Annotated in this window: 36 protein-coding genes; 1 reads left to right on the plus strand and 35 read right to left on the minus strand. The window is 62.8% G+C overall.

Annotated elements, in window-relative coordinates; all coding sequences use genetic code 11:
- Positions 1 to 43: 43 nt before the first annotated feature.
- From ACYDAT_RS13005 to ACYDAT_RS13015, 3 genes are read right to left on the minus strand one after another with little or no spacing between them, the layout of a single operon-like run.
- Positions 44 to 709: a methyltransferase domain-containing protein gene (locus ACYDAT_RS13005; RefSeq protein ID WP_461450624.1), complete on the minus strand. Its 666-nt coding sequence runs from the start codon at positions 707 to 709 to the stop codon at positions 44 to 46.
- The gene (sufB, locus tag ACYDAT_RS13010; protein WP_461441189.1) at positions 706 to 2,169 is read right to left on the minus strand and encodes a Fe-S cluster assembly protein SufB; all 1,464 of its coding nucleotides are present in this window, start codon (positions 2,167 to 2,169) and stop codon (positions 706 to 708) included. The genes ACYDAT_RS13005 and sufB overlap by 4 nt, the downstream gene beginning before the upstream one ends.
- Positions 2,166 to 2,594, minus strand: a complete 429-nt coding sequence (locus tag ACYDAT_RS13015) for an SUF system Fe-S cluster assembly regulator (RefSeq protein ID WP_461438683.1) — start codon at positions 2,592 to 2,594, stop codon at positions 2,166 to 2,168. Before ACYDAT_RS13015 ends, sufB begins: the two co-directional genes overlap by 4 nt.
- 169 nt (positions 2,595 to 2,763) lie before the next feature.
- Here ACYDAT_RS13015 and ACYDAT_RS13020 point away from each other — a divergent pair, with 169 nt between their 5' ends.
- Complete coding sequence (locus ACYDAT_RS13020) at positions 2,764 to 2,952, plus strand: hypothetical protein (protein ID WP_461450626.1); 189 nt, start codon at positions 2,764 to 2,766, stop codon at positions 2,950 to 2,952.
- Positions 2,953 to 3,096: 144 nt separating this feature from the next.
- On the opposite strand, the gene ACYDAT_RS13025 is transcribed toward ACYDAT_RS13020, so the two are convergent.
- From ACYDAT_RS13025 to ACYDAT_RS13180, 32 genes are all read right to left on the minus strand, one after another.
- Positions 3,097 to 4,443 carry a c-type cytochrome gene (locus ACYDAT_RS13025; RefSeq protein WP_461438685.1) on the minus strand — a complete coding sequence of 449 codons (1,347 nt, stop codon included), beginning with the start codon at positions 4,441 to 4,443 and terminating at the stop codon, positions 3,097 to 3,099.
- A gap of 12 nt (positions 4,444 to 4,455) precedes the next feature.
- Positions 4,456 to 5,190 (minus strand): c-type cytochrome, encoded by a 735-nt coding sequence (locus ACYDAT_RS13030; protein ID WP_461450628.1) that lies wholly within the window; start codon positions 5,188 to 5,190, stop codon positions 4,456 to 4,458.
- A gap of 82 nt (positions 5,191 to 5,272) precedes the next feature.
- Entirely contained in the window at positions 5,273 to 6,682 is a 1,410-nt protein-coding gene (locus ACYDAT_RS13035) for a class II 3-deoxy-7-phosphoheptulonate synthase (protein WP_461450630.1), read from the minus strand.
- A 4-nt stretch (positions 6,683 to 6,686) separates the two neighbouring features.
- Complete coding sequence (locus tag ACYDAT_RS13040; RefSeq protein ID WP_461450632.1) at positions 6,687 to 7,196, minus strand: disulfide bond formation protein B; 510 nt, start codon at positions 7,194 to 7,196, stop codon at positions 6,687 to 6,689.
- Between the two features lie 228 nt (positions 7,197 to 7,424).
- Positions 7,425 to 7,805 (minus strand): 50S ribosomal protein L17, encoded by a 381-nt coding sequence (gene rplQ / locus ACYDAT_RS13045; RefSeq protein WP_461450634.1) that lies wholly within the window; start codon positions 7,803 to 7,805, stop codon positions 7,425 to 7,427.
- A 24-nt stretch (positions 7,806 to 7,829) separates the two neighbouring features.
- Complete coding sequence (locus ACYDAT_RS13050; RefSeq protein WP_461438690.1) at positions 7,830 to 8,828, minus strand: DNA-directed RNA polymerase subunit alpha; 999 nt, start codon at positions 8,826 to 8,828, stop codon at positions 7,830 to 7,832.
- 20 nt (positions 8,829 to 8,848) lie between these two features.
- Entirely contained in the window at positions 8,849 to 9,478 is a 630-nt protein-coding gene (gene rpsD / locus ACYDAT_RS13055) for a 30S ribosomal protein S4 (RefSeq protein WP_297902091.1), read from the minus strand.
- Positions 9,479 to 9,492: 14 nt separating this feature from the next.
- Complete coding sequence (rpsK, locus tag ACYDAT_RS13060; protein ID WP_081129247.1) at positions 9,493 to 9,888, minus strand: 30S ribosomal protein S11; 396 nt, start codon at positions 9,886 to 9,888, stop codon at positions 9,493 to 9,495.
- Between the two features lie 11 nt (positions 9,889 to 9,899).
- Positions 9,900 to 10,256 (minus strand): 30S ribosomal protein S13, encoded by a 357-nt coding sequence (rpsM, locus tag ACYDAT_RS13065; protein ID WP_297920520.1) that lies wholly within the window; start codon positions 10,254 to 10,256, stop codon positions 9,900 to 9,902.
- Between the two features lie 117 nt (positions 10,257 to 10,373).
- Positions 10,374 to 11,699, minus strand: coding sequence for a preprotein translocase subunit SecY (secY, locus tag ACYDAT_RS13070; RefSeq protein ID WP_461438691.1), 1,326 nt, complete (start codon positions 11,697 to 11,699; stop codon positions 10,374 to 10,376).
- Positions 11,700 to 11,703: 4 nt separating this feature from the next.
- Entirely contained in the window at positions 11,704 to 12,138 is a 435-nt protein-coding gene (gene rplO, locus ACYDAT_RS13075; RefSeq protein WP_461438692.1) for a 50S ribosomal protein L15, read from the minus strand.
- Positions 12,139 to 12,160: 22 nt separating this feature from the next.
- Positions 12,161 to 12,343 carry a 50S ribosomal protein L30 gene (gene rpmD, locus ACYDAT_RS13080; protein ID WP_461438693.1) on the minus strand — a complete coding sequence of 61 codons (183 nt, stop codon included), beginning with the start codon at positions 12,341 to 12,343 and terminating at the stop codon, positions 12,161 to 12,163.
- On the minus strand, positions 12,336 to 12,845 hold the full coding sequence (rpsE, locus tag ACYDAT_RS13085) for a 30S ribosomal protein S5 (protein WP_461438694.1): 510 nt from the start codon (positions 12,843 to 12,845) through the stop codon (positions 12,336 to 12,338). Before rpsE ends, rpmD begins: the two co-directional genes overlap by 8 nt.
- Positions 12,846 to 12,922: 77 nt before the next feature.
- The gene (rplR, locus tag ACYDAT_RS13090; protein ID WP_461438695.1) at positions 12,923 to 13,276 is read right to left on the minus strand and encodes a 50S ribosomal protein L18; all 354 of its coding nucleotides are present in this window, start codon (positions 13,274 to 13,276) and stop codon (positions 12,923 to 12,925) included.
- A 29-nt stretch (positions 13,277 to 13,305) separates the two neighbouring features.
- Entirely contained in the window at positions 13,306 to 13,833 is a 528-nt protein-coding gene (gene rplF, locus ACYDAT_RS13095; RefSeq protein WP_461438696.1) for a 50S ribosomal protein L6, read from the minus strand.
- A 12-nt stretch (positions 13,834 to 13,845) separates the two neighbouring features.
- A complete protein-coding gene (gene rpsH, locus ACYDAT_RS13100) occupies positions 13,846 to 14,241 on the minus strand; it encodes a 30S ribosomal protein S8 (protein ID WP_461438697.1) in 396 nt (131 codons plus the stop codon).
- 43 nt (positions 14,242 to 14,284) lie between these two features.
- Positions 14,285 to 14,590, minus strand: a complete 306-nt coding sequence (gene rpsN, locus ACYDAT_RS13105; protein WP_461438698.1) for a 30S ribosomal protein S14 — start codon at positions 14,588 to 14,590, stop codon at positions 14,285 to 14,287.
- Between the two features lie 13 nt (positions 14,591 to 14,603).
- Entirely contained in the window at positions 14,604 to 15,143 is a 540-nt protein-coding gene (gene rplE, locus ACYDAT_RS13110) for a 50S ribosomal protein L5 (protein ID WP_461438707.1), read from the minus strand.
- Positions 15,144 to 15,153: 10 nt separating this feature from the next.
- A complete protein-coding gene (gene rplX, locus ACYDAT_RS13115) occupies positions 15,154 to 15,471 on the minus strand; it encodes a 50S ribosomal protein L24 (protein ID WP_461438708.1) in 318 nt (105 codons plus the stop codon).
- A gap of 10 nt (positions 15,472 to 15,481) precedes the next feature.
- The gene (gene rplN / locus ACYDAT_RS13120; RefSeq protein ID WP_297920509.1) at positions 15,482 to 15,850 is read right to left on the minus strand and encodes a 50S ribosomal protein L14; all 369 of its coding nucleotides are present in this window, start codon (positions 15,848 to 15,850) and stop codon (positions 15,482 to 15,484) included.
- A 10-nt stretch (positions 15,851 to 15,860) separates the two neighbouring features.
- Positions 15,861 to 16,124 (minus strand): 30S ribosomal protein S17, encoded by a 264-nt coding sequence (gene rpsQ / locus ACYDAT_RS13125; RefSeq protein ID WP_461438699.1) that lies wholly within the window; start codon positions 16,122 to 16,124, stop codon positions 15,861 to 15,863.
- Between the two features lie 8 nt (positions 16,125 to 16,132).
- Positions 16,133 to 16,318 (minus strand): 50S ribosomal protein L29, encoded by a 186-nt coding sequence (gene rpmC / locus ACYDAT_RS13130; protein ID WP_461438700.1) that lies wholly within the window; start codon positions 16,316 to 16,318, stop codon positions 16,133 to 16,135.
- Positions 16,318 to 16,731, minus strand: a complete 414-nt coding sequence (rplP, locus tag ACYDAT_RS13135) for a 50S ribosomal protein L16 (protein WP_461438701.1) — start codon at positions 16,729 to 16,731, stop codon at positions 16,318 to 16,320. The genes rpmC and rplP overlap by 1 nt, the downstream gene beginning before the upstream one ends.
- Positions 16,732 to 16,742: 11 nt before the next feature.
- Positions 16,743 to 17,453, minus strand: coding sequence for a 30S ribosomal protein S3 (gene rpsC, locus ACYDAT_RS13140; protein ID WP_297902050.1), 711 nt, complete (start codon positions 17,451 to 17,453; stop codon positions 16,743 to 16,745).
- A 12-nt stretch (positions 17,454 to 17,465) separates the two neighbouring features.
- Positions 17,466 to 17,795 (minus strand): 50S ribosomal protein L22, encoded by a 330-nt coding sequence (gene rplV, locus ACYDAT_RS13145; RefSeq protein ID WP_461438702.1) that lies wholly within the window; start codon positions 17,793 to 17,795, stop codon positions 17,466 to 17,468.
- 11 nt (positions 17,796 to 17,806) lie between these two features.
- On the minus strand, positions 17,807 to 18,103 hold the full coding sequence (gene rpsS / locus ACYDAT_RS13150; protein ID WP_081129291.1) for a 30S ribosomal protein S19: 297 nt from the start codon (positions 18,101 to 18,103) through the stop codon (positions 17,807 to 17,809).
- A gap of 12 nt (positions 18,104 to 18,115) precedes the next feature.
- Positions 18,116 to 18,937 (minus strand): 50S ribosomal protein L2, encoded by an 822-nt coding sequence (gene rplB, locus ACYDAT_RS13155; RefSeq protein ID WP_081129294.1) that lies wholly within the window; start codon positions 18,935 to 18,937, stop codon positions 18,116 to 18,118.
- A 16-nt stretch (positions 18,938 to 18,953) separates the two neighbouring features.
- Positions 18,954 to 19,247: a 50S ribosomal protein L23 gene (rplW, locus tag ACYDAT_RS13160; protein ID WP_461438703.1), complete on the minus strand. Its 294-nt coding sequence runs from the start codon at positions 19,245 to 19,247 to the stop codon at positions 18,954 to 18,956.
- Entirely contained in the window at positions 19,244 to 19,846 is a 603-nt protein-coding gene (rplD, locus tag ACYDAT_RS13165; protein ID WP_461438704.1) for a 50S ribosomal protein L4, read from the minus strand. Before rplD ends, rplW begins: the two co-directional genes overlap by 4 nt.
- An 11-nt stretch (positions 19,847 to 19,857) precedes the next feature.
- Positions 19,858 to 20,499, minus strand: coding sequence for a 50S ribosomal protein L3 (gene rplC, locus ACYDAT_RS13170; RefSeq protein WP_461438705.1), 642 nt, complete (start codon positions 20,497 to 20,499; stop codon positions 19,858 to 19,860).
- A 22-nt stretch (positions 20,500 to 20,521) separates the two neighbouring features.
- A complete protein-coding gene (rpsJ, locus tag ACYDAT_RS13175) occupies positions 20,522 to 20,833 on the minus strand; it encodes a 30S ribosomal protein S10 (RefSeq protein WP_081129311.1) in 312 nt (103 codons plus the stop codon).
- Positions 20,834 to 20,901: 68 nt separating this feature from the next.
- Positions 20,902 to 21,029, minus strand: a 128-nt coding sequence (locus tag ACYDAT_RS13180; protein ID WP_461438709.1) for an EF-Tu C-terminal domain-related protein, incomplete at its 5' end; no start/stop codon positions are given.

Here is a 21,029-nt window from a genome sequence, read left to right on the forward strand (position 1 = left end):
AGGATCTCCTTGCCAGCAACACGGACGTGCAGGTTCTCGATCTTCAGCATGATGCGGACTCGGTGACGATGGCGGTGCCGCCGCGACGGCGCGGCAGCACATAGGTGAACGGCTGTGTGGCACCCGTTGCGGCGTGGTGTTCCTCGCGGTTATCAGCGATGCACTTGAAATGCGGCGCGAAGCAGGTCGCCAGCGCGGTTGCTGCATAACGCATCACCGGCAGATCGCTGCAACGCTCGGGGCCATCCGCCGCGAAGGTGGCGATGATCGCGTGGCCGCCTGCGCGCACGGCGCGCACGGCGCGCGCCGCGCGCGCAACGTAAGCATCGCGCGCCGCCGCATCGATCAGAAAATGAAACACGGCGCGATCGTGCCACAGCGCGTAATGCGCCGCGGGCAGATCGGCTTCGAGAATATCCGCGCACAGCCAGCGCACCTGCACACCCGCTGCGCCCATGCGCTGGCGCGCGGCGTCCAGCGCGGCCGCCGCGAGATCCAGCACGCTCACATCGGCATGCCCGCGCGCCAGCAAGTCGTCGACCAGCGTGGCGCGGCCACCGCCGACATCAAGCACTGGTTCCGCGGCATCCAGATGCAGGCTGTCGATCAAGCACAGCGAGTGATCCGGGTGCGGGCGATGCCAACTCGTCTGCGCCTCGGATTTGGCCGTGTACACCGATTGCCAGTGGGCTTGGCAGGCATCGTTCATCCGACCGCGCCTTCCAGCGACACATCGAGCAGCTTCTTGGCCTCGACGGCGAATTCCATGGGCAGCTCACGAAACACCTGGCGGCAGAAACCGTCGACGATCATCGACACCGCATCTTCCTCGGCGATGCCGCGCGCGCGGCAGTAGAACAACTGCTCGTCGGAGATTTTCGAGGTGGTCGCTTCGTGCTCGACGATCGCGCCCGGGTTTTTCACCTCGATGCTCGGAAACGTATGCGCGCCACAGCGCTTGCCGATCAGCAGCGAATCGCACTGGGTGTGATTGCGCGCGCCGCTGGCGTTGCGCTCCACGCGCACCAGCCCGCGGTAGCTGTTCTGGCCCTGCCCCGCGCTGATGCCCTTGGACACGATCTTGCTCTTGGTGTTGCGGCCAATGTGGATCATCTTGGTGCCGGTGTCGGCCTGCTGGTGATGATGCGTCAACGCCACCGAGTGGAACTCGCCCACCGAGCCGTCGCCGCGCAGCACGCAGGACGGGTACTTCCAGGTGATCGCCGAGCCGGTCTCGACCTGCGTCCAACTGATCTTGCTGCGCGCACCGCGGCACTCGCCGCGCTTGGTGACAAAGTTGTAGATGCCGCCGACGCCATTCTCGTCGCCCGGATACCAGTTCTGCACGGTGCTGTACTTGATGCTGGCATCGTCCAGCGCGACCAGCTCGACCACTGCCGCGTGCAACTGGTTTTCGTCGCGCATCGGCGCGGTGCAGCCTTCCAGATAAGACACCACGGCGCCTTCTTCGCAGACGATCAAGGTGCGCTCGAACTGGCCGGTGTTGATGGCGTTGATGCGGAAGTAGGTGCTCAACTCCATCGGGCAGCGCACGCCGCGCGGCACGAACACGAAGCTGCCATCGGAAAACACCGCCGAGTTGAGCGCGGCGAAGAAGTTGTCGCCGGTGGGCACCACGCTGCCGAGGTACTTTCGCACCAGTTCTGGATGCGCGCGGATGGCCTCGCTCATCGAGCAGAAGATCACCCCGGCGCGTTTCAGCTCGGCGCGAAAGGTCGTGCCCACGGATACCGAATCGAACACGGCATCCACGGCCACGCCAGCGAGACGCGCGCGCTCATGCAGCGGGACACCCAGCTTGTCGTAGGTTTCCAGCAGCTTGGGATCGACCTCGGCCAGCGACTTCGGACCCTGCCTGGGCGCGGCGTAATAGCTGATCGCCTGAAAGTCGATCGGCGCGATCTTGAGCTTGGCCCAGTACGGCATGGGCATGGTCTGCCAGTGGCGGAACGCGGCCAGGCGCCACTCGGTCATCCACCCTGGCTCGCGTTTGAGCGCCGAGATAGCGCGCACCACGCCCTCGTCCAGTCCCGGCGGCAGACTGTCGGTTTCAATGTCGGTGACGAAGCCGGCCCCATAGCGCCGGTTGAGCGCATCGGCGACCGCATCCGGCGTGGCCGGGCGTGCTTCGAGCAAGGTCTCGTTCATGCGATTTCCTCGCGCCGACGCTGCACCATGGGCCGCGCCAAATCAGCCAGACTCATGCGCGAAAGCGTATCGGCCACTACCGCGCTGATGCGCTGCCATGGCGCGCTGACGCCACAATGCAGGGCGTGCTCACAGGCCGCCCCTGCCGCGCAATCCGTCATGCCCAGCGGACCTTCGAGCGCCTCGACGATGGTGACCAGATTGATCTGCGCGGCCGGCCGGCTCAACCGGTAGCCCCCCGTGGCGCCACGAAACGACTCGACCACGCCGGCCTGCACCAGCGACTTCAGTACCTTGGCCACGGTCGAACCCTCCAAATGCAGGGCCTGCGCTATGTCGGCGGCCGAGACGATGCGTTCGGGGCGCTCGGCCATCCAGCCCAACGCGGCGGTGGCGTAATCGGTGAGGCGGCTGAGGCGCAGCATGACGAACCCTCCAATCAAGACCAAAATGGTACTGATTAGAGGGCGCTGATGCAAGACGCGCCGCGCGCCGCGTTCAGTCGATGCTGGCAGGCGTGCGGTACTTGCCGGGGAATACCGTCTTGCTGGCGAGGTCGAGCGCCCCGGTGTCGCGCGGGAGGGGAGTGTGTCCTTGCCCAACACCACGATCACGCTGTCGCGCATCACCAGCGGGGCGTTGGCCATGACCTGGCCTGGGGTGCGGAATCAGGCGTGCGTGAATCAGTGCATGCATCTGCGTGGTGCGATCGGCAATACCATGTTGCGGCTGCGTCCTGAGCGCCACTACCGCGCTACCAAAGCACAGCGCAAGACAGACTAACGATACCTGCGCATGCGCGAGGCACGTGCAAGCTCTGCGGTTCGGCTGACTGCATGGCTCACTCCCTTCCTGGTCGTGAGTGGCCACGTTGCTTCCGTGCTGCGACTGTGGCGCGGGCTGGAAGTCATGCATCCGTAGCAGTGACTACTCCGGCACCTGTCGGAAGCGCGTGACCACCGCGGGTGACACGGCCGGTGCGTTGTTGCCCCAGGCTTGGCGGATGTAGGTGACCACGGCGGCGACGTCGTGATCATTCAGCAACTGGGCGAACGGCGGCATCGAATACGGGCGCGGGTTGCCCTTGGTGCCGGGCTGGAAACCGCCCAGCAACACCATGCGAATGGCGTTGGTACCGGGCTGCATCGCGATCGATGGGTTGCCGGCCAGTGGTGGGTACTGCTGGCCAACGCCGCGCCCGTCGAGCTGATGGCACTCGGCGCAGTGGTTGATATAAATCTGCCGGCCTTGCTGCGCCAGTTCCACGGCGAGCTGCGGCGAAACCTCGATCTTTTGCACGTCACTCGGCGATACCAGAGCGGGCTGTGCGCGCAGATAGGTGGCGATGGCCTGCAAATCCGCATCCGAGAGGTATTGCAGGCTGTGGAACACCACGTCCGACATCGGTCCGTAGGTTGCACCGCGCACGGACACACCGGTCTTCAGGAACTGTGCCAGTTCCTCGTCGGTCCAGTTGCCAAGACCGACCTCCGCGCCCGAGTTTAGCGCCGGCGCATACCATCTCTGGATGGGAATCAGCCCTCCCGCAAGCTGGGCATTCTTGTCGGTGGCGCCGAGGGCATTGAAGCTGCTGTGGCACATGCCACAGTGGCCGAGGCCCTCGACCAGATAGGCGCCGCGATTCCACTCGGGCGACTTCTCGGGATTCGGCTTGAATTCACCAGCGCGGAAGAACAGCGCACGCCAGAACAACAGCGAGGAGCGCTGGTTGTACGGGAACGGCATCTCGTTGGGATGATTGGGCTGCGCCGCCGGCGGCAGCGAACGCAAGTAGGCGAAGATCGCGTCCACGTCCGGGCGCGAAACCTTGGTGAAATGCGTGAACGGGAACACCGGGTACAGCAGCTTGTTGCCCGGAGCGATGCCATCGTGCATCGCGCGCCAGAAATCATCCTCGGTCCAATTGCCGATGCCGTACTGTTTGTCCGGGGTGATATTGGGCGAATACAACAGACCGAACGGCGTCGGCGTAGCCAGGCCACCCGCGTAGGGCTTGCCGCCGCGCATGGTGTGACAGGCAACGCAATCGCCGGCGCGTGCCAGATATTCACCGCGCGCGATGACGCTGGCGAACTGCGGCTCGGCCCATGCCTTCCGGGTGGCCACAGCCGCTGCCGACGGCACGCTGCGGGCGACTTGCTTCGACTCCGGTGCGGAGCGATGCAGGATGCCGCTCATCCATATGGCCCAGCCCAGGAATGCCAGCCCGAGCACGGCCAGCACGATGATCCCACGGAAAATCTTGCGACGCATCGTGTTTCTCCTTCAGCCGTCGATGCTGCCGCACTGCAGCGGGAACTTGACGCTACCAGCGGGCTCAGGCTTGGCGCCCGCGGAAACCGGCTGCGACGACAGCCACGCCGCGACCGCGCCGATTTCAGCACCATCGAGCTTGGCGGTGACCTCGTGCATGCAATCCGGCGCCTTGGTCCTGCGGGTGCCCTGCTTGAACGCGCCGAGCTGCGCACTGATGTAATCATTGCTGAGGCCGATCAGGCCGGGCACGTCCGGCTGCACGCCCATCAGACTGCTGCCGTGACAGGCCATGCACGCCGGCAGGCCGCGCGCGGGGTCGCCCATGGTCGCCAACTTGCGGCCCATATCCAACGTGGCCGCAGTAACCATCGGCGTCTGCGGCGCGGGCGGCGGCGGCGACTGATCGGAGAAGTACTGTGCGATCTCTTTCATGTAGGGATCGGGCAGGTACTGCACCATCCATGTCATCAGCGGATACACGCGGCGTCCATCGCGAAAATTCTGCAATTGGTGATACAGGTAACCCGCCGGCTTGCCGCCGATGCGCGGCGCAAAGCCGCCACTGCCACCGCCTTGGCCATACGGCCCGTGGCAGGCGATGCAGCCGGCGATGCGCTGACGCAGGCTGGTGGAGACTTTCGGTTGCTCGGTCGCCGGCGCAGGTCGCGCGCTCGGCTTGCCAGACGCAAGGGCAGCACCGCTGACGCCCAAAGCCAGCAATGCAAGTAAAACCACTCCACGCATGTTGGTAAGTCCTTGCCAGATCGTTGGGATGCGGATCACTGCGGCATTAGAGCGCAGGCATCGCGCGTTGTTCCGCTTCCGCTCAGCCTGATGCCGAGGCTGCGCCATTTTGCCGCACGCGCTGCACGACGGTAAGTCCCAGTTCCAGCGCTTGCTCGTAATTGAGGCGTGGATCCACCGTCGATCGGTATGCCCGGATCAGATCCTGTTCGCACAGCGAGCGTGCACCACCCAGACATTCGGTGACGTCCTCGCCGGTCAATTCCAGATGCACACCGCCGAGGCGCGTGCCCGCCGCGGCGTGCAGATCGAACGATTGCTCGATCTCGGCGCGGATATTGGAGAAGCGCCGCGTCTTCACGCCGCTGGCCAGCGTTTCGCCATTGCCGTGCATGGGATCGCACACCCACAACACGCGCCTTCCGGTCGCGCGCACGGCATCCAGCAGCGGCGGCAGTGCGCTGGCGATGCGCGCCGCACCCATACGGTGGATCAAGGTCAGGCGTCCGGGTTCGTCATCGAAGTTGAGCAGTTCAATCAGTTGCAGCAATTCGGCGGGCTTGACTTCGGGCCCGACCTTGACCGCGATCGGATTGCGGATGCCGCGGAAGTACTCGGCATGCGCGCCATCCAGCGCCGCAGTGCGCATGCCGATCCACGGAAAGTGCGTGGACAGGTTGAACCAACCCCACTGCCGTGGCACCTGGCGCGTCAGCGCCTGCTCATAATGCAGCAGCAACGCCTCGTGTGAGGTGTAGAACTCGGCGCGCGACAAGTTGGCCACCGGCTCGCCGGCGAGGGTTTCCATGAAGCGCACCGCATCGGCAATGCGCGCGACAATGGCGCGGTATTCGACGGCATGCGGCGATTGCTCGACCCAGGCCAGATCCCAGTATTCGGGATGGTGCAGATCGGCGAAGCCGCCCTCGGTCAGCGCGCGCACGAAGTTGAGCGTCAGCGCCGAATGCATGTGCCCTTGCAGCAGCCGCGCCGGATCGGCACGTCGCGCGGCGGCACTGAACTCGACGCGATTGACATTGTCGCCGCGATAACTCGGCAAGGTGACTCCATCACGGGTTTCGCTGTCGGTCGAGCGCGGCTTGGCATATTGGCCGGCAAACCGGCCTACACGTATCACCGGCATCTGCAAGCCGTGCACCAGCACCAGACTCATCTGCAGCAGCACCTTGAGCTGATTGGAGATCAGCGGGCTGGCGCAATCGGCGAAACTTTCCGCGCAATCACCAGCCTGCAGCAAAAAGCGCTTGCCTTCCTGCGCCTCGGCAAGCTGGCGCTTGAGGCTGAGAATTTCCCACGAGGTCACCAGTGGCGGCAAACGCCGCAGCTCATCAAGCGCACGGCGCAACGCGTCGGCATCGTCGTACTGCGGCTGCTGCATGGCGTGGCGTGCCAGCCATGAGTCGGGCGCCCAATCAAGCGCCAGCTTCACGGCTACGGGTGGCGCAGTGCGATCGGCATGCGTTGGTTTCATGGCATCACTTCCGTGCACGCACCGCAAGCAGCGCCCAAGCACCAAGCAGCACGTACCACAACAAAGTCCAGAACGGCATGGGCATGCCCAGGAAGCGCCAATCGACAACTGCGCAATCGCCAGAGCCGATGAAAACCTTGCGTATCACCTCAGCCAGCGGCAAGTTGTCGATCATGTAATTCAGCGGTGCGCCGCAACTGCCGAAAGGATTGGGCGGCTGCATTTGCAACCACAGATGGCGCGTCGCGACCCCCGCGCCAAGCACTGCCGCCACAGTCACCAACAGCGTGTAGATCCAGCGGCCGCGCGTGCGCGGTGCGTGCAGCGTGCCGAGCAGAAACACCACGCCCATCACCATGAAGGCGATGCGCTGCAGGATACACAGCGGACACGGCTGAACTTGCAGAATGAACTGCACGTAAAGGGCATAGGCCAGCAGCGCCACGCACAACACGAAACCCAGCCCGAAGCGGGCGCGGAATGACCATTGCAGCGGATTGAGTCCAGTGCGCACAGTTGCTCCCGTGTCATTGCCGAATGCGAAAAGTCGACCTACGCATCAAGCCATCGTGTTTCAGCGTCTCGCCTAAATCAAACACTCCAGGCATCAACTTTGTCCAGATCGCCCATTGCCGCACGGGCAGCGCCGCAGCATAACGCCACCGACGCGCCACGCGCTGATGGCGAAAACAAGAAAACCCCGGATGCTTGCGCCCGGGGCTTGATGGACAGCGACGGGGGTTCAGCCGGCGTCGGCGGCAAGCTGCGGGCGATCGACCAGTTCCACGTAGGCCATCGGTGCATTGTCGCCGTCGCGGAACCCGCACTTGAGGATGCGCAGGTAGCCACCGGGGCGCGTGTTGTAACGCGGTCCGAGCTCGACGAACAGCTTGCCCACGGCCTGCTTGTCGCGCAGGCGCGCGAACGCAAGGCGGCGATTGGCGACACCGTCGATCTTGGCCATGGTGATCAGCGGCTCGGCGACGCGCCGCAATTCCTTGGCCTTGGGCAGCGTGGTGCGGATCAGCTCGTGCTTGATCAGCGAAGCGGCCATGTTGCGGAACATCGCTTCGCGATGACTGCTGGTGCGGTTGAGCTTGCGGCCGGATTTAAGGTGGCGCATGGGTTTGATCCTCAGACGGGCCGCTCAGCCCAGTTGCATGCCGTGGGAGTGCCCCGGCGGCGGCCAGTTTTCCAGTTTCATGCCAAGCGCGAGTCCACGCGCACCCAGCACGTCCTTGATTTCGGTCAGCGACTTCTTGCCAAGATTCGGCGTCTTCAGCAGCTCGACCTCGGTCTTCATCACCAGATCACCGATGTAGTAGATGCTCTCGGCCTTCAGACAGTTGGCCGAACGCACCGTCAGTTCAAGATCGTCGATCGGGCGCAACAGGATCGGATCGAAACCGCTCTTGTCGGCTTGACTCTCCTCGACGCTGCGGCGCGTGAAGTCACCGAAGATCGCCAGTTGCTCGGCGATGATCTCGGCGGCGCGACGCACCGCGTCCTCGGCGTCCATGGTGCCGTTGGTTTCGATGTCCAGTACCAGCTTGTCCAGGTTGGTGCGCTGCTCGACGCGTGCGGCATCAACTTCATAAGCCACGCGCCGCACTGGACAGAACGAAGCATCCAGTTGCAAACGACCGATCGGGCGCGCTTCCTCGTCCGCGGCATGACGCACGCTGGCTGGTTGATAGCCCAAACCGCGACGCACCTTCAAGCGCATGTTCAGCGCCACGTCCTTGGTCAGGTGGCAGATCACGTGCTCGGGATTGACGATCTCGACCGAGTGATCCAGCGTGATGTCCGCGGCCTTGATCACACCCTTGCCTTTCTTGCTCAGGGTGAGAGTGGTTTCATCGTGCCCATGCATGCGAATGGCGACGTCCTTAAGGTTGAGCAGCACCTCGATGACGTCTTCCTGCAGGCCTTCCATCGTCGTGTATTCGTGCAGCACGCCGTCGATTTCAACCTCGACGATCGCGCAACCCGGGATCGAGGAAAGCAGCACGCGCCGCAGCGCATTGCCGAGGGTATGACCGAAGCCGCGCTCGAGCGGCTCGACCACAACCTTGGCGTGATTGGCGCCAAAACGCTCGACCTGCAGGTCGCGCGGTTTCAGCACACTCGTGGAAGAGGCTGCCATGTATCAGGCTCCCAGTTGAATTACTTCGAATAGAGCTCGACGATCAGACTCTCGTTGATATCTGAGGGCAGATCGGCACGATCAGGCAGGGTCTTGAGCACACCAGCCAGCTTTTTGCCATCGACATCGACCCAGGCAGGACGCAGGTCCATGCTGTCGGCCAGCGTCGCGGCTTCCTTCACGCGCAACTGATTGCTCGCGCCTTCGGTCAGCGCCACCGTGTCACCGGGGCGCACGCAATAGGAGGGCACGTTGACCTTCTTGCCGTTGACCGTGATGGCCTTGTGCGCGACCAACTGCCGCGCCTGGGCGCGGGTGACCGCGAAACCCATGCGGTAGACGATGTTGTCCAGACGCGTTTCCAGCAGGCGCAGCAGGTTTTCACCCGTGTTGCCCTTCTGGTTGGACGCTTTGGTGTAGTAGTTGCCGAACTGGCGCTCGAGCACACCATAGATGCGCTTGACCTTTTGCTTTTCCCGCATCTGCACGGCGAAATCGCTCAGGCGCGCGCGCTTGACCGCCACGCCATGCTGGCCGGGCTTGGTTTCGAGATTGCACTTGGAATCCAGCGCACGCGCCGGACTCTTCAGGCTGAGATCAGCGCCTTCACGACGCGCCAGTTTGCAGGTGGGACCGCGGTAGCGAGCCATCTTTAGTACTCTCCTCAGACCCGACGCTTCTTGGGCGGACGGCAGCCGTTGTGGGGAATCGGCGTCACGTCGATGATGTTGATCACCTTGTAGCCGAGCGCATTGAGCGAACGCACCGCGGATTCGCGGCCGGGACCGGGGCCTTTGATGCGCACCTCGACCGACTTCACGCCGTAATCGAGCGCGGCACGACCGGCTTTTTCCGCCGCCACCTGGGCCGCGAACGGCGTCGACTTGCGCGAACCGCGGAAACCTGATCCGCCCGCCGTCGCCCACGACAAAGCATTGCCCTGACGATCGGTGATGGTGACGATGGTGTTGTTGAAAGACGCCTGTACGTGGGCGACCGCATCGGTCACCACGCGCTTTACTTTCTTCTTGGTCTTGCCTGCAGCAGGAGCGTTGGCCATGTTGGGTCTCGTCACTTCTTGATCTGGCGGCGCGGGCCCTTGCGGGTACGCGCGTTGGTGCGCGTACGCTGGCCGCGCACCGGAAGGCCGCGCCGATGGCGCAGACCGCGATAACTGCCGATATCTATCAGACGCTTGATCGACATGCCGACCTCACGCCGCAGATCGCCTTCGACCACGTACTTGCCCACCTCGCGACGCAGAGCTTCCACCTCGGCCTCGGTGAGTGAACGAATCTGCGTGGCAGGGTTCACGCCCGCGTCCTCGCACACCTTGCGCGATCGACTGCGACCGATTCCAAAAATGCCCTGCAGGCCGACCCAGACATGCTTCTGGACCGGCAGGTTGACACCCGCAATGCGCGCCATGTGTATGCTCCGAATGCTTGATTCGCGCGGAAAACGCGAGATTATAACGGTAAACTGACCGAATACAAAGCCCCGCGGCGCCCGCAGGCACCGTGGTGGTGACTGCCTGTCCTGCTCTCAACTGCGCCGCAGGTTGGCTTTCTTCAACAAGCTCTCGTACTGGTGACTGACCAGATGCGCGCGAACCTGCGCGCTGAAATCCATCACCACCACGACCACGATCAGCAACGAGGTGCCACCGAAGTAGAAAGGCACGTTCCATGCCGTCTGCAGAAAGGTCGGCACCAGGCACACCAGGACCAGATAAATCGCGCCGACACCGGTCAGGCGGGTCAACACGCTGTCGATGTAGTCGGACGTCGCTTTGCCCGGACGGATACCTGGAATCAGTGCGCCGGAGCGCTTGAGGTTGTCCGCGGTCTCTGGCGCGTTGAATACGATCGCCGTGTAGAAAAACGCGAACAAAATGATGAGTACGCCAAACACGATCTCGTAGATTGGCTCGCCCGGGGTCAGCGCGGTCGTCAACGCCTGCAACCACGAGAAATGTTGCGCGCTGCTAAACCACGTCGCAGCCGTTGCCGGGAACATGATCAGGCTCGACGCGAAGATCGGCGGAATCACACCGGACATATTGATCTTCAACGGCAAATGTGATGTCTGGTTCTGGTACGCGCGCCCGCCGCCACCTTGGCGTCGCGCGTAGTTGACGGGGATACGGCGCTGCGCGCTTTCCATGAACACCACGAACGCGGTCACCACCACGATGATGGCGATCACCATCAGCACCTTGAGCACCGACAGTTCGCCATTCTGCGCCATGCTCAGTGTGTGCACGATCGCACCGGGCAAGCCTGAAACAATCCCGGCGAAGATGATCAGCGAAATGCCGTTGCCGATGCCGCGTTCGGTAATCTGCTCACCGACCCACATCAGGAACATGGTGCCCGCGGTCAGACCGACCACCGAGGCGAAAATGAATCCGAAGCCGGGCGAATAAACCACCGCGATACCGCCCGAGATGCCCTGTTTCTGCAGCGCAAAGGAGATGCCGAATGCCTGAAACGCCGCCAGGCCCACCGTGCCCCAGCGCGTGTATTTGGTCATGATGCGCTGGCCGCTGGCGCCTTCCTTGCGCAGTTGCTGCCAGGACGGCAGGATCGAGCCCAGCATCTGCACCACGATGCTGGCCGAAATGTAGGGCACCACGCCCAGCGCGAACACCGAAAAGCGCGCCAGCGCGCCGCCCGAGAACATGTTGAACATGCTCAACAAGCCGCCACCCTGCTCGATCATGCGCGTCATCGCCTCCGGATTCACCCCGGGAATCGGGATGAAGGAGCCAAGACGAAACACGACCATCGCGCCCAGCGTGAACAGCAGGCGCTGCTTGAGTTCGGTGAACTTGCCGAAACCAGCCAGTCCGGTGCCCTGTTTAGCCACGTGCTTACTCCACGCTGCCGCCGGCCGCCTCGATCGCTGCCTTGGCGCCGACCGTGGCCAGCACACCCGAGAGCTTGACGGCGCGGGTGATCTCACCCTTCTTGACGATCTTGACGCGCTTGGCCTTGAGGTCGATGAAACCCGCCTCCCTCAGCGCCGCCACATCGATCACGTCCAGCTTCATCGCGGCAAGCTGGTACAGAAATACTTCCTGCGCCGCAGCCGCCATCTTGGAACGGAAGCCGACCTTGGGCAGGCGCCGCTGCAATGGCATCTGGCCACCCTCAAAACCCGGCTTGACCTTGCCCTTGCCGGTGCGCGCGTGCTGACCCTTGTGCCCACGGCCGGCGGTCTTGCCCAGACCGGAGCCGATACCACGACCGACGCGCACACGCTCGCGGCGCGAACCATCGGCCGATTTGATTGAATTCAAACGCATGAGAAAACTCCCAATCTGCTGATCACAGCTCGACGCGCACGAGATAATTCACCGTATGGATCAAGCCACGCACTTGCGGGCTGTCCTTCAGTTCGCGCACGTCATTGATCTTGTTGAGACCCAGCGCGCGTACGCTCAGGCGGTGCCGATGCTGCACGCCGCGCAGACCCTTGACCAGACGTATCTTGACGGTCTTGTCACTCATGGCCCAAGACCTCCGCGACCGTCTTGCCGCGCTTGGCGGCGATGTACTCCGGCGTGCTTAACGCCTGCAGACCCTTGATGGTCGCACGCACCAGATTGATCGGGTTGCGCGAACCGACCGCCTTGGCCAGCACGTTTTTCACTCCGACCACCTCGAGCACGGCGCGCATGGCACCGCCGGCGATCACACCGGTACCTTCCGAAGCCGGCTGCATGTAAACGCGTGCCGCGCCGTGATTGGCCTTGATGGCGTAGTGCAGCGTGCCATTGTTGAGCTTGACCTTGACCATGTTGCGACGCGCGCGGTCCATGGCCTTGGCGATGGCGGCGGGAACCTCGCGCGCCTTGCCGTAGCCGAGACCGACGCGACCATCGCCATCGCCGACCACGGTCAGCGCGGTGAAGCTCATCTGCCGGCCACCCTTGACGGTCTTGGCGACGCGATTGACGGCAATGAGCTTTTCCAGCATGCCATCGGAATTTTCACGATCATTCGTGGACATGAATCACCTTGTTTCGTGGCCCGCGGTGCGGGCGCTTGCTTGCGGCATGCAGCCGCTTGGAGTTGTAATGAACGAGCTTAGAACTTGAGGCCCGCCTCGCGAGCCGCATCGGCCAAGGCCTTGACGCGGCCGTGATACCTGAAGCCGGAACGATCGAAGGCTACCTTGTCGATACCAGCGGCCAGGCAACGTTCCGCCACCGCCTTGCCCACCGCAGCCGCAGCGACGATGTTCTTGGTACCCTTGAGGTCGGCGTTGATCGATTCCTGCAGCGTTGAAGCCGCAGCAATCACACGGTCACCGCTGGCACTGAACACCTGCGCATACAGATGCTGATTGCTGCGATGCACGCTGAGGCGCGCGACTTCCAGCTTGCGAATGTGTGCGCGCGTCGATTTGGCGCGGCGCAGTCGAGCAATGTTCTTTTCCACGTTTTTGTCTCCGAAAGCGGATAGGCCGATCAGGCCTTCTTGGCTTCCTTCAGGGTGATCTGCTCGCCGGCATAACGCACACCCTTGCCCTTGTAGGGCTCCGGCGGACGGTAGGCGCGGATCTTCGCGGCAACCTGGCCCACACGCTGTTTGTCGACCCCCTTGATCAGGATCTCGGTCGCGCTCGGCGTTTCCAGCGTGATGCCCTCGGGTGCGGCAAAACTGACCGGATGCGAGAAGCCCAAGGCCAGATTCAGGGTCTTGCCCTGCATTGAAGCCTTGTAGCCCACGCCAACCAACTCCAGTTTGCGCTCGAAGCCCTCGACGACGCCTTTGACCATGTTGGCCAACAGCGCACGCGTGGTGCCCACGAACTTCAATTCGGTCTCGCCCTGCGCCTCGCACAGCACCTGGCCGGCGTCGATGCGCAGGCTGACGCCCGCTGGCGAGTGCGCGGTGACCGCGCCCTTCGGTCCCTTCACGGTGATCGTCGCGGCGTCGAATTTGCATTCGACACCCCTGGGCAGGATTACCGGCTTCTTGGCTACACGTGACATGCTCAGCTCTCCTTAGGCCACGACACCGATGACTTCGCCACCCACGCCCTTGGCGCGGGCCTGGGCATCGGTCATCAATCCGGCGGATGTCGAGACGATGGAGATACCCAGGCCATTGAGCACCTTGGGCAGAGCGCCTTTGCCACGATATACGCGCAGGCCGGAACGACTGACGCGCTCAATGCGCTCGATCGCGGGACGACCCTCGAAGTACTTCAGGCGGATTTCCAGATTGGCCCTGGCGCCTTCTTTGGCCACCTGCGCATCCAGAATGTAGCCCTCGGCCTTGAGCAGGTCGGCAATCGCCGCCTTGGCCTTGGACGCCGGCATCTTCACCGCCACCTTGCCCACTGCCTGGGCATTGCGGATGCGGGTGAACATGTCAGCAATGGGATCAGTCATGCTCATGAATTAAGTCCTGGTTGATCTTGCACCGATATCCGTTGCTGGCTTACCAGCTGGCCTTGCGCAAGCCGGGCACGTCGCCACGCATGGTGGCTTCGCGCAGCTTGTTGCGACCCAGGCCAAACTTGCGATAGACACCATGCGAGCGCCCGGTGAGCGCGCAGCGCGTGGTCTGCCGACTGGAGCTGGAGTCGCGCGGCAACTGCTGCAGTTTGGTCACCGCTACCTGCTTCTCCTCGAACGAAGCCCGCGGACTGGCGATGAGCTTCTTCAGCTCGGCGCGCCTGGCCGCATACTTCTTGACCAGCTTGGCCCGCTTGACCTCGCGGTTGATCATGCACTGCTTTGCCATGGTGAATCCCGGGTCAGTTGCGGAACGGAAAGTTGAACGCTTCGAACAAGGCCCTGGCCTCGGCGTCGCTGCGTGCATTGGTGGCGATGGAAATATCCATGCCGCGCAGAGCATCCACCTGATCAAAATCGATCTCGGGGAAGATGATCTGCTCCTTGATACCCATATTGTAGTTGCCGCGACCGTCAAACGAACGCCCCGGCACGCCGCGGAAGTCGCGCACGCGCGGTAGCGCCACACTGATCAGGCGATCGAAGAACTCATACATGTTGTGACGACGCAAAGTCACCTTGCAGCCGATGGGCCAACCATCGCGAATCTTGAACGAAGCCACGGAAACACGCGCCTTGGTCGCCACCGGCTTCTGACCGGCGATCTTGGCCATGTCGGCCAGTGCGTTCTCCAGCACCTTCTTGTTGGCGGCCGCTTCACCCACACCCATATTCAGCGTGATCTTGGTGATGCGCGGAACCTGCATGACATTGGCGTAGCCGAAACGTTCGATCAGCTTCGGCACGACCTGCTCTTTGTAGATTCTTTCTAGGCGAGTCACGGTGGGCTCCTTACGCGTCCACGACCTCGCCGGTACCGCGATACACGCGGACCTTGCGGCCATCGTCGAGCGTCTTGAAACCGACGCGCGAGCCCTGGCCACTGGCGGAGTTGAACAGCATGACATTGGAAAGATGGATCGGGGCTTCACGCTCGATGATGCCGCCGGGTTGATTGATCTGTGGATTGGGCTTGGTGTGGCGCTTGACCATGTTGATGTTGGTCACGAACACGCGGTCACCGACCACGCGCGTGACTTCGCCACGTTGACCCTTGTCCTTGCCGGCGATCACGATCACCTGATCGCCCTTGCGAATACGGTTCATCAGACTTCTCCGCTCAGAGCACTTCGGGTGCGAGCGAGACGATCTTCATGAAGCGCTCGCTGCGCAGCTCGCGGGTGACCGGCCCGAAAATTCGGGTGCCGATCGGCTCGAGCTTGTTGTTGAGGAGCACGGCGGCATTGCCGTCGAAGCGGATCAGCGACCCGTCCGGACGGCGCACACCCTTGGCGGTGCGAACCACGACGGCGTCGTAAACCTCGCCCTTCTTCACCTTGCCGCGCGGAATGGCATCCTTGACGGACACCTTGATGACGTCGCCGATGCCGGCATAGCGGCGCTTGGAGCCGCCCAGCACCTTGATGCACATGAGTTCACGCGCACCGCTGTTGTCCGCTGCGGCCAGTCTGGATTGCATCTGGATCATGGCTGTACCCTCACTCGCTGGCGCGTTGCAGGACTTCGACCACACGATGATGCTTGGTCTTGGACAGTGGACGGCATTCGACGATGCGCACCAGATCGCCCTCGCGGCAATCACCCGACTCGTCGTGGGCGTGCAGCTTGGTCGAACGGCGCAAAATCTTGCCGTAAACAGCATGCTGGATCTGACGCTCGATCAGAACCGTCACGGTGTGATTCATCTTGTTGCTCACCACGCGCCCTTGCAGGCTGCGGGTGGCGGTCGTCGTTTCGCTCATGGCCTGTCTCACTTCTTCTCGCCCTGCACCGTCTTGGTGCGGGCGATATCGCGACGCACGCGCTTGATCTGGTGCGTCTGCTTGAACTCGCCCGCGCTGCGCTGCATGCGCAGGTTGAACTGCTCCTTGCGCAACTCGAGCACGTGTTTGGCCAGATCAACGGCCGACTGATTGCGCAGATCCTTGGTATTCATCACAGCACCGCCCGGGTGACAAATGTGGTCTGCACCGACAGCTTCGCGGCGGCAAGGCGAAACGCCTCGCGCGCGGTAACCTCGTCGACGCCCTCGATTTCGTAAAGCATGCGGCCAGGCTGCACCGGCGCGACCCAGAACTCGACACTGCCTTTGCCCGCGCCCATGCGCACCTCGATCGGCTTGCGCGTGATCGGCTTGTCGGGGAACACGCGAATCCACAACTTGCCGCCACGCTTGACATGACGCGAGATGCTGCGACGCGCGGCCTCGATCTGGCGCGAGGTCAGATGCCCGTGCGTGGTCGCCTTCAGGCCATATTCGCCGAAGCTGACCACGTTGGCGCTGTAGCTCAGGCCTTCGTTGCGGCCCTTGAACATCTTGCGGTATTTGGTGCGCTTGGGTTGCAGCATGAGAGAACTCCTTACTTCGCCGCCGTCTGGCGTTCACCGCCACGACGCGGCTCGCGCTCGGCTTCCTTCGCCTCTTGCTGCTGGCTAGCAGCCAAGTCGAAGACTTCGCCTTTATAGATCCACACCTTGACGCCGATGATGCCGTAGGTGGTCTTGGCTTCCGCGAAGCCATAGTCAATGTCAGCACGCAGCGTATGCAGCGGCACGCGGCCTTCGCGATACCACTCCGAACGCGCGATTTCCGCGCCGTTAAGGCGGCCACCGACGTTGACCTTGATGCCGAGCGCGCCAAGGCGCATCGAGTTGCCCACCGCGCGCTTCATGGCGCGACGGAACATGATGCGGCGCTCAAGCTGCTGGGCAATGCTCTCAGCGACCAACTGCGCGTCCAATTCGGGCTTGCGCACCTCGGCCACATTGATGTGCGTGGGAACGCCCATCAGCGCGGTTACGTCATGACGCAGCTTCTCGATGTCCTCGCCTTTCTTGCCGATCACCACGCCCGGACGCGCCGTGTGGATGGTGACGCGCGCGTTCTTGGCCGGTCGTTCGATCAGGATCTTGGAAATGCCCGCCGCCGCGAGACGCTTCTTGAGCATCTCGCGCACTTTCAGGTCGGCAACAAGATATTGGGCAAACTCGCGCTTGCCAGCGAACCACTTCGAGTTCCAGTCCTTGGCAATGCCCAGGCGGAACCCGGTGGGATGAACTTTATGACCCATTTCGTCGCCCCGTCAGTTGCCAACGACCACAGTGATGTGGCTGCTGCGCTTGAGAATGCGTGCACCACGGCCCTTGGCGCGCGCGTGCATGCGCTTCATCACCGGGCCTTCGTCCACGAAAATACGCGTAATCTTGAGCTCGTCGACATCGGCGCCGAGGTTGTTTTCGGCGTTGGCAACGGCCGAAAGCAGCAGCTTGCGCACGATGTGCGCCGCCTTCTTCTCGGTGTGCTCGAGCAGACCGCTGGCCCGATCAACGGGCATGCCGCGTACAAGGTCGGCCACCAGACGCGCTTTTTGCGCCGATATCCGGGCCCCGCGCAGGATTGCCTTGGCTTCCATCTCAGTCTCCATCACTTCTTCTTGGCCGCAGCAGGCGCCGCGGCCTTCTTGTCGCCGGAGTGTCCCTTGAACGTGCGCGTCGCCGCGAACTCGCCGAGTTTGTGCCCGACCATGTTTTCATTCACCAGGACCGGAACGTGCTGCTTGCCGTTGTGCACGGCGATGGTCATACCAACCATATCCGGCACGATCATCGAGCGACGCGACCAGGTCTTGATCGGACGCTTGCTGTTGGTCGCGGCCGCAGCCTCGACTTTCTTCATCAGGTGCAGGTCGATGAAGGGACCTTTCTTGAGCGAACGCGGCATGTCGATTCCCTGTTACTTGCGACGACGCACGATCATGTTCTGCGTGCGTTTGTTGTTTCGCGTCTTGTAGCCCTTGGTCGGCAAGCCCCACGGACTGACGGGATGACGACCACCCGAGGTGCGGCCTTCGCCACCACCGTGCGGATGATCGACCGGATTCATGGCCACGCCACGCACGGTAGGGCGGATGCCCTTCCAGCGTTGCGCACCGGCCTTGCCGATCTTGCGCAGGTTGTGCTCGGTGTTGCCCACCTCGCCGATCACTGCACGACACTCGACCGGAACCTTGCGCATTTCGCCAGAGCGCAAGCGCAGGGTAGCGAAACCCAACTCGCGCGCCACAAGCTGCACCGAGGCGCCGGCACTGCGCGCCAACTGCGCGCCCTTGCCGGGTTTCATCTCGATGCAGTGCACAGTCGAACCAATCGGCACGTTGCGCAACGGCAGGCAATTGCCCGGCTTGATCGGTGCGTCGCGTCCGGCCACGAGCTGATCGCCTACCGCCAGACCGCGCGGCGCGATGATGTAGCGGCGCTCGCCATCGGCGTACAGCACCAGCGCGATGTGCGCGGTACGGTTGGGATCGTACTCAAGACGCTCGACACGGCAGGCAATGCCTTCCTTGTCGCGCTTGAAGTCGATCAAGCGGTAATGCTGCTTGTGCCCGCCGCCTCGGTGACGCGTGGTGATGCGCCCGTAGTGGTTGCGGCCACCGGTGTTGCTCTGTGCCTCGACCAGCGGAGCGTGGGGCGCGCCTTTGTGCAGACCTGGCGTCGACACGCGCACCATGGCGCGGCGTCCCGGCGAGGTCGGCTTGAATGTCATCAATGTCATTGTGGCAACTCCTGACTCAGGCCTTGGCCATCACGTCGATGGACTGGCCTTCGGCAAGACGGATGTACGCCTTGCGCATGCCGGCACGGCGGCCCTGGCGATAACGGAAGGACTTGGTTTTGCCCTTGACGTTGACCAGGTTGACCGCTTCCACCTTCACTTCAAACAATTGCTCGACCGCTGCCTTCACATCGGCCTTGGTGGCCTCGGGCGCGACTTCGAACACGTACTGGTTATGTTCGGCGAGACGTGCCGCCTTCTCGGAGATCAGCGGTGCGCGCAGCACGGAAAGAATGGATTCGTTGTTCATGCCAGCCACGCCTCGATCTTTTTCACGGACTCGACCGTCATCACTACACGGTCGGCGCCGACCAACGACACCGGGTTCATCGCCGCCACATCGACGACATGAACATGCGGCAGATTGCGCGCGGCCAGATACAGCGCATCGACGGCGTTGTCATCGACCAGCAGCACATGGCCAGCAGCACCTAACTGCAAAAGCTTGCCCGCCAGTCCTTGAGTCTTTGGTTGTTCAATACCGAAACCCGGAATGACTTGCAGGCGTCCCTGCCGATTGAGCTCGGCGAGGATGCTGCGCATCGCCCCGCGATACATCTTGCGATTGACCTTCTGCTCGAAACTGCGCGGCTTGGCCGCGAAGGCTCTGCCGCCGCCGACAAAGATCGGTGCGCGGTAGTCGCCGTGACGCGCGCCACCTCCCTTCTGCTTCTTGAACTTCTTGGTGGTGCCCGACATCTCGCTGCGCGTGAGCTGCGCCTTGGTGCCGGCGCGGCCCGCAGCACGATAGGCCACGACCACCTGATGCACGAGGTTCTCGTTGAACTCGGCACCGAACACGACCTCGGCGACCTGCAACGGCGCGGCGTCAGCAACGTTGATTTCCATGACCTGACTCCTCAGCCTTTGGTTGTCGGGCGAATGATCACGTCGCCACCAGTGGCGCCGGGAACGGCACCCTTGATGGCGATGACGTGGCGTTCGCTGTCGATCTGCATCACTTCAAGGCCTTGTGCGGAGCGCCTCACGTTGCCCATCTGGCCCGACATGCGCTTGCCCGGAAACACGCGCCCCGGCGTCTGCCTCTGGCCGATGGATCCCGGCGCGCGATGCGACAGCGAGTTGCCGTGCGTCGCGTCGCCCATGCTGAAGTGGTGACGCTTGATCGTGCCCTGGAAGCCCTTGCCCTTGGACACACCGGCAACATCGACGCTCTGCCCGATCTTGAACACGTCGTCGAGTTTGATTTCATTGCCCACGACGTATGCAGCCATATCAGCGGCGGCAACGCGGAACTCCCACAGGCCACGACCCGGCTCGACCTTGGCCTTGGCAAAGTGTCCTTTCGCGGTCTTGCTCAGCAGGTTGGGACGTTTGACGCCCACGGTGACCTGCACTGCGGCGTAGCCATCAGTGTCATCCGACTTCACCTGGGTCACACGATTCGGTGTCGCTTCGATCAGCGTCACCGGCACCGAACGACCGTCCTCAGTAAAGATGCGACTCATGCCGCATTTGCGGCCTACCAGTCCGATACTCATGTCTATATCCTGATCCAGCGCCTCAACCGAGCTTGATCTGCACGTCCACGCCAGCGGCGAGGTCGAGCTTCATCAGCGCGTCCACGGTCTTATCATTGGGGTCGATGATGTCGAGAACCCGCTTGTGCGTGCGCGTTTCGTACTGGTCACGCGCGTCCTTGTCGACATGCGGCGACGTCAACACGGTGTAACGCTCAATCTTGGTCGGCAGCGGAATCGGGCCAAGCACGGTGGCACCTGTACGCTTGGCAGTCTCGACGATCTCGCTCGCGGAGCGGTCGATCAACCGGTGATCGTACGCCTTGAGCCGAATGCGAATTTTTTGGTTCGCCATAACCGTGTCCTGTGAATTAAAGAGCTGTTCCGCGTGGCGGCTTTCGCCACCCCGCACGCTTGCCGCTGTTACTCGAAGATCTTGGCGACGACGCCGGCGCCGACGGTGCGACCGCCTTCGCGAATCGCGAAACGCAAGCCTTCCTCCATCGCGATCGGCGCAATCAGCGCCACCTTCATCTTCACGTTGTCACCCG

Source organism: Metallibacterium sp., from assembly GCF_054637675.1.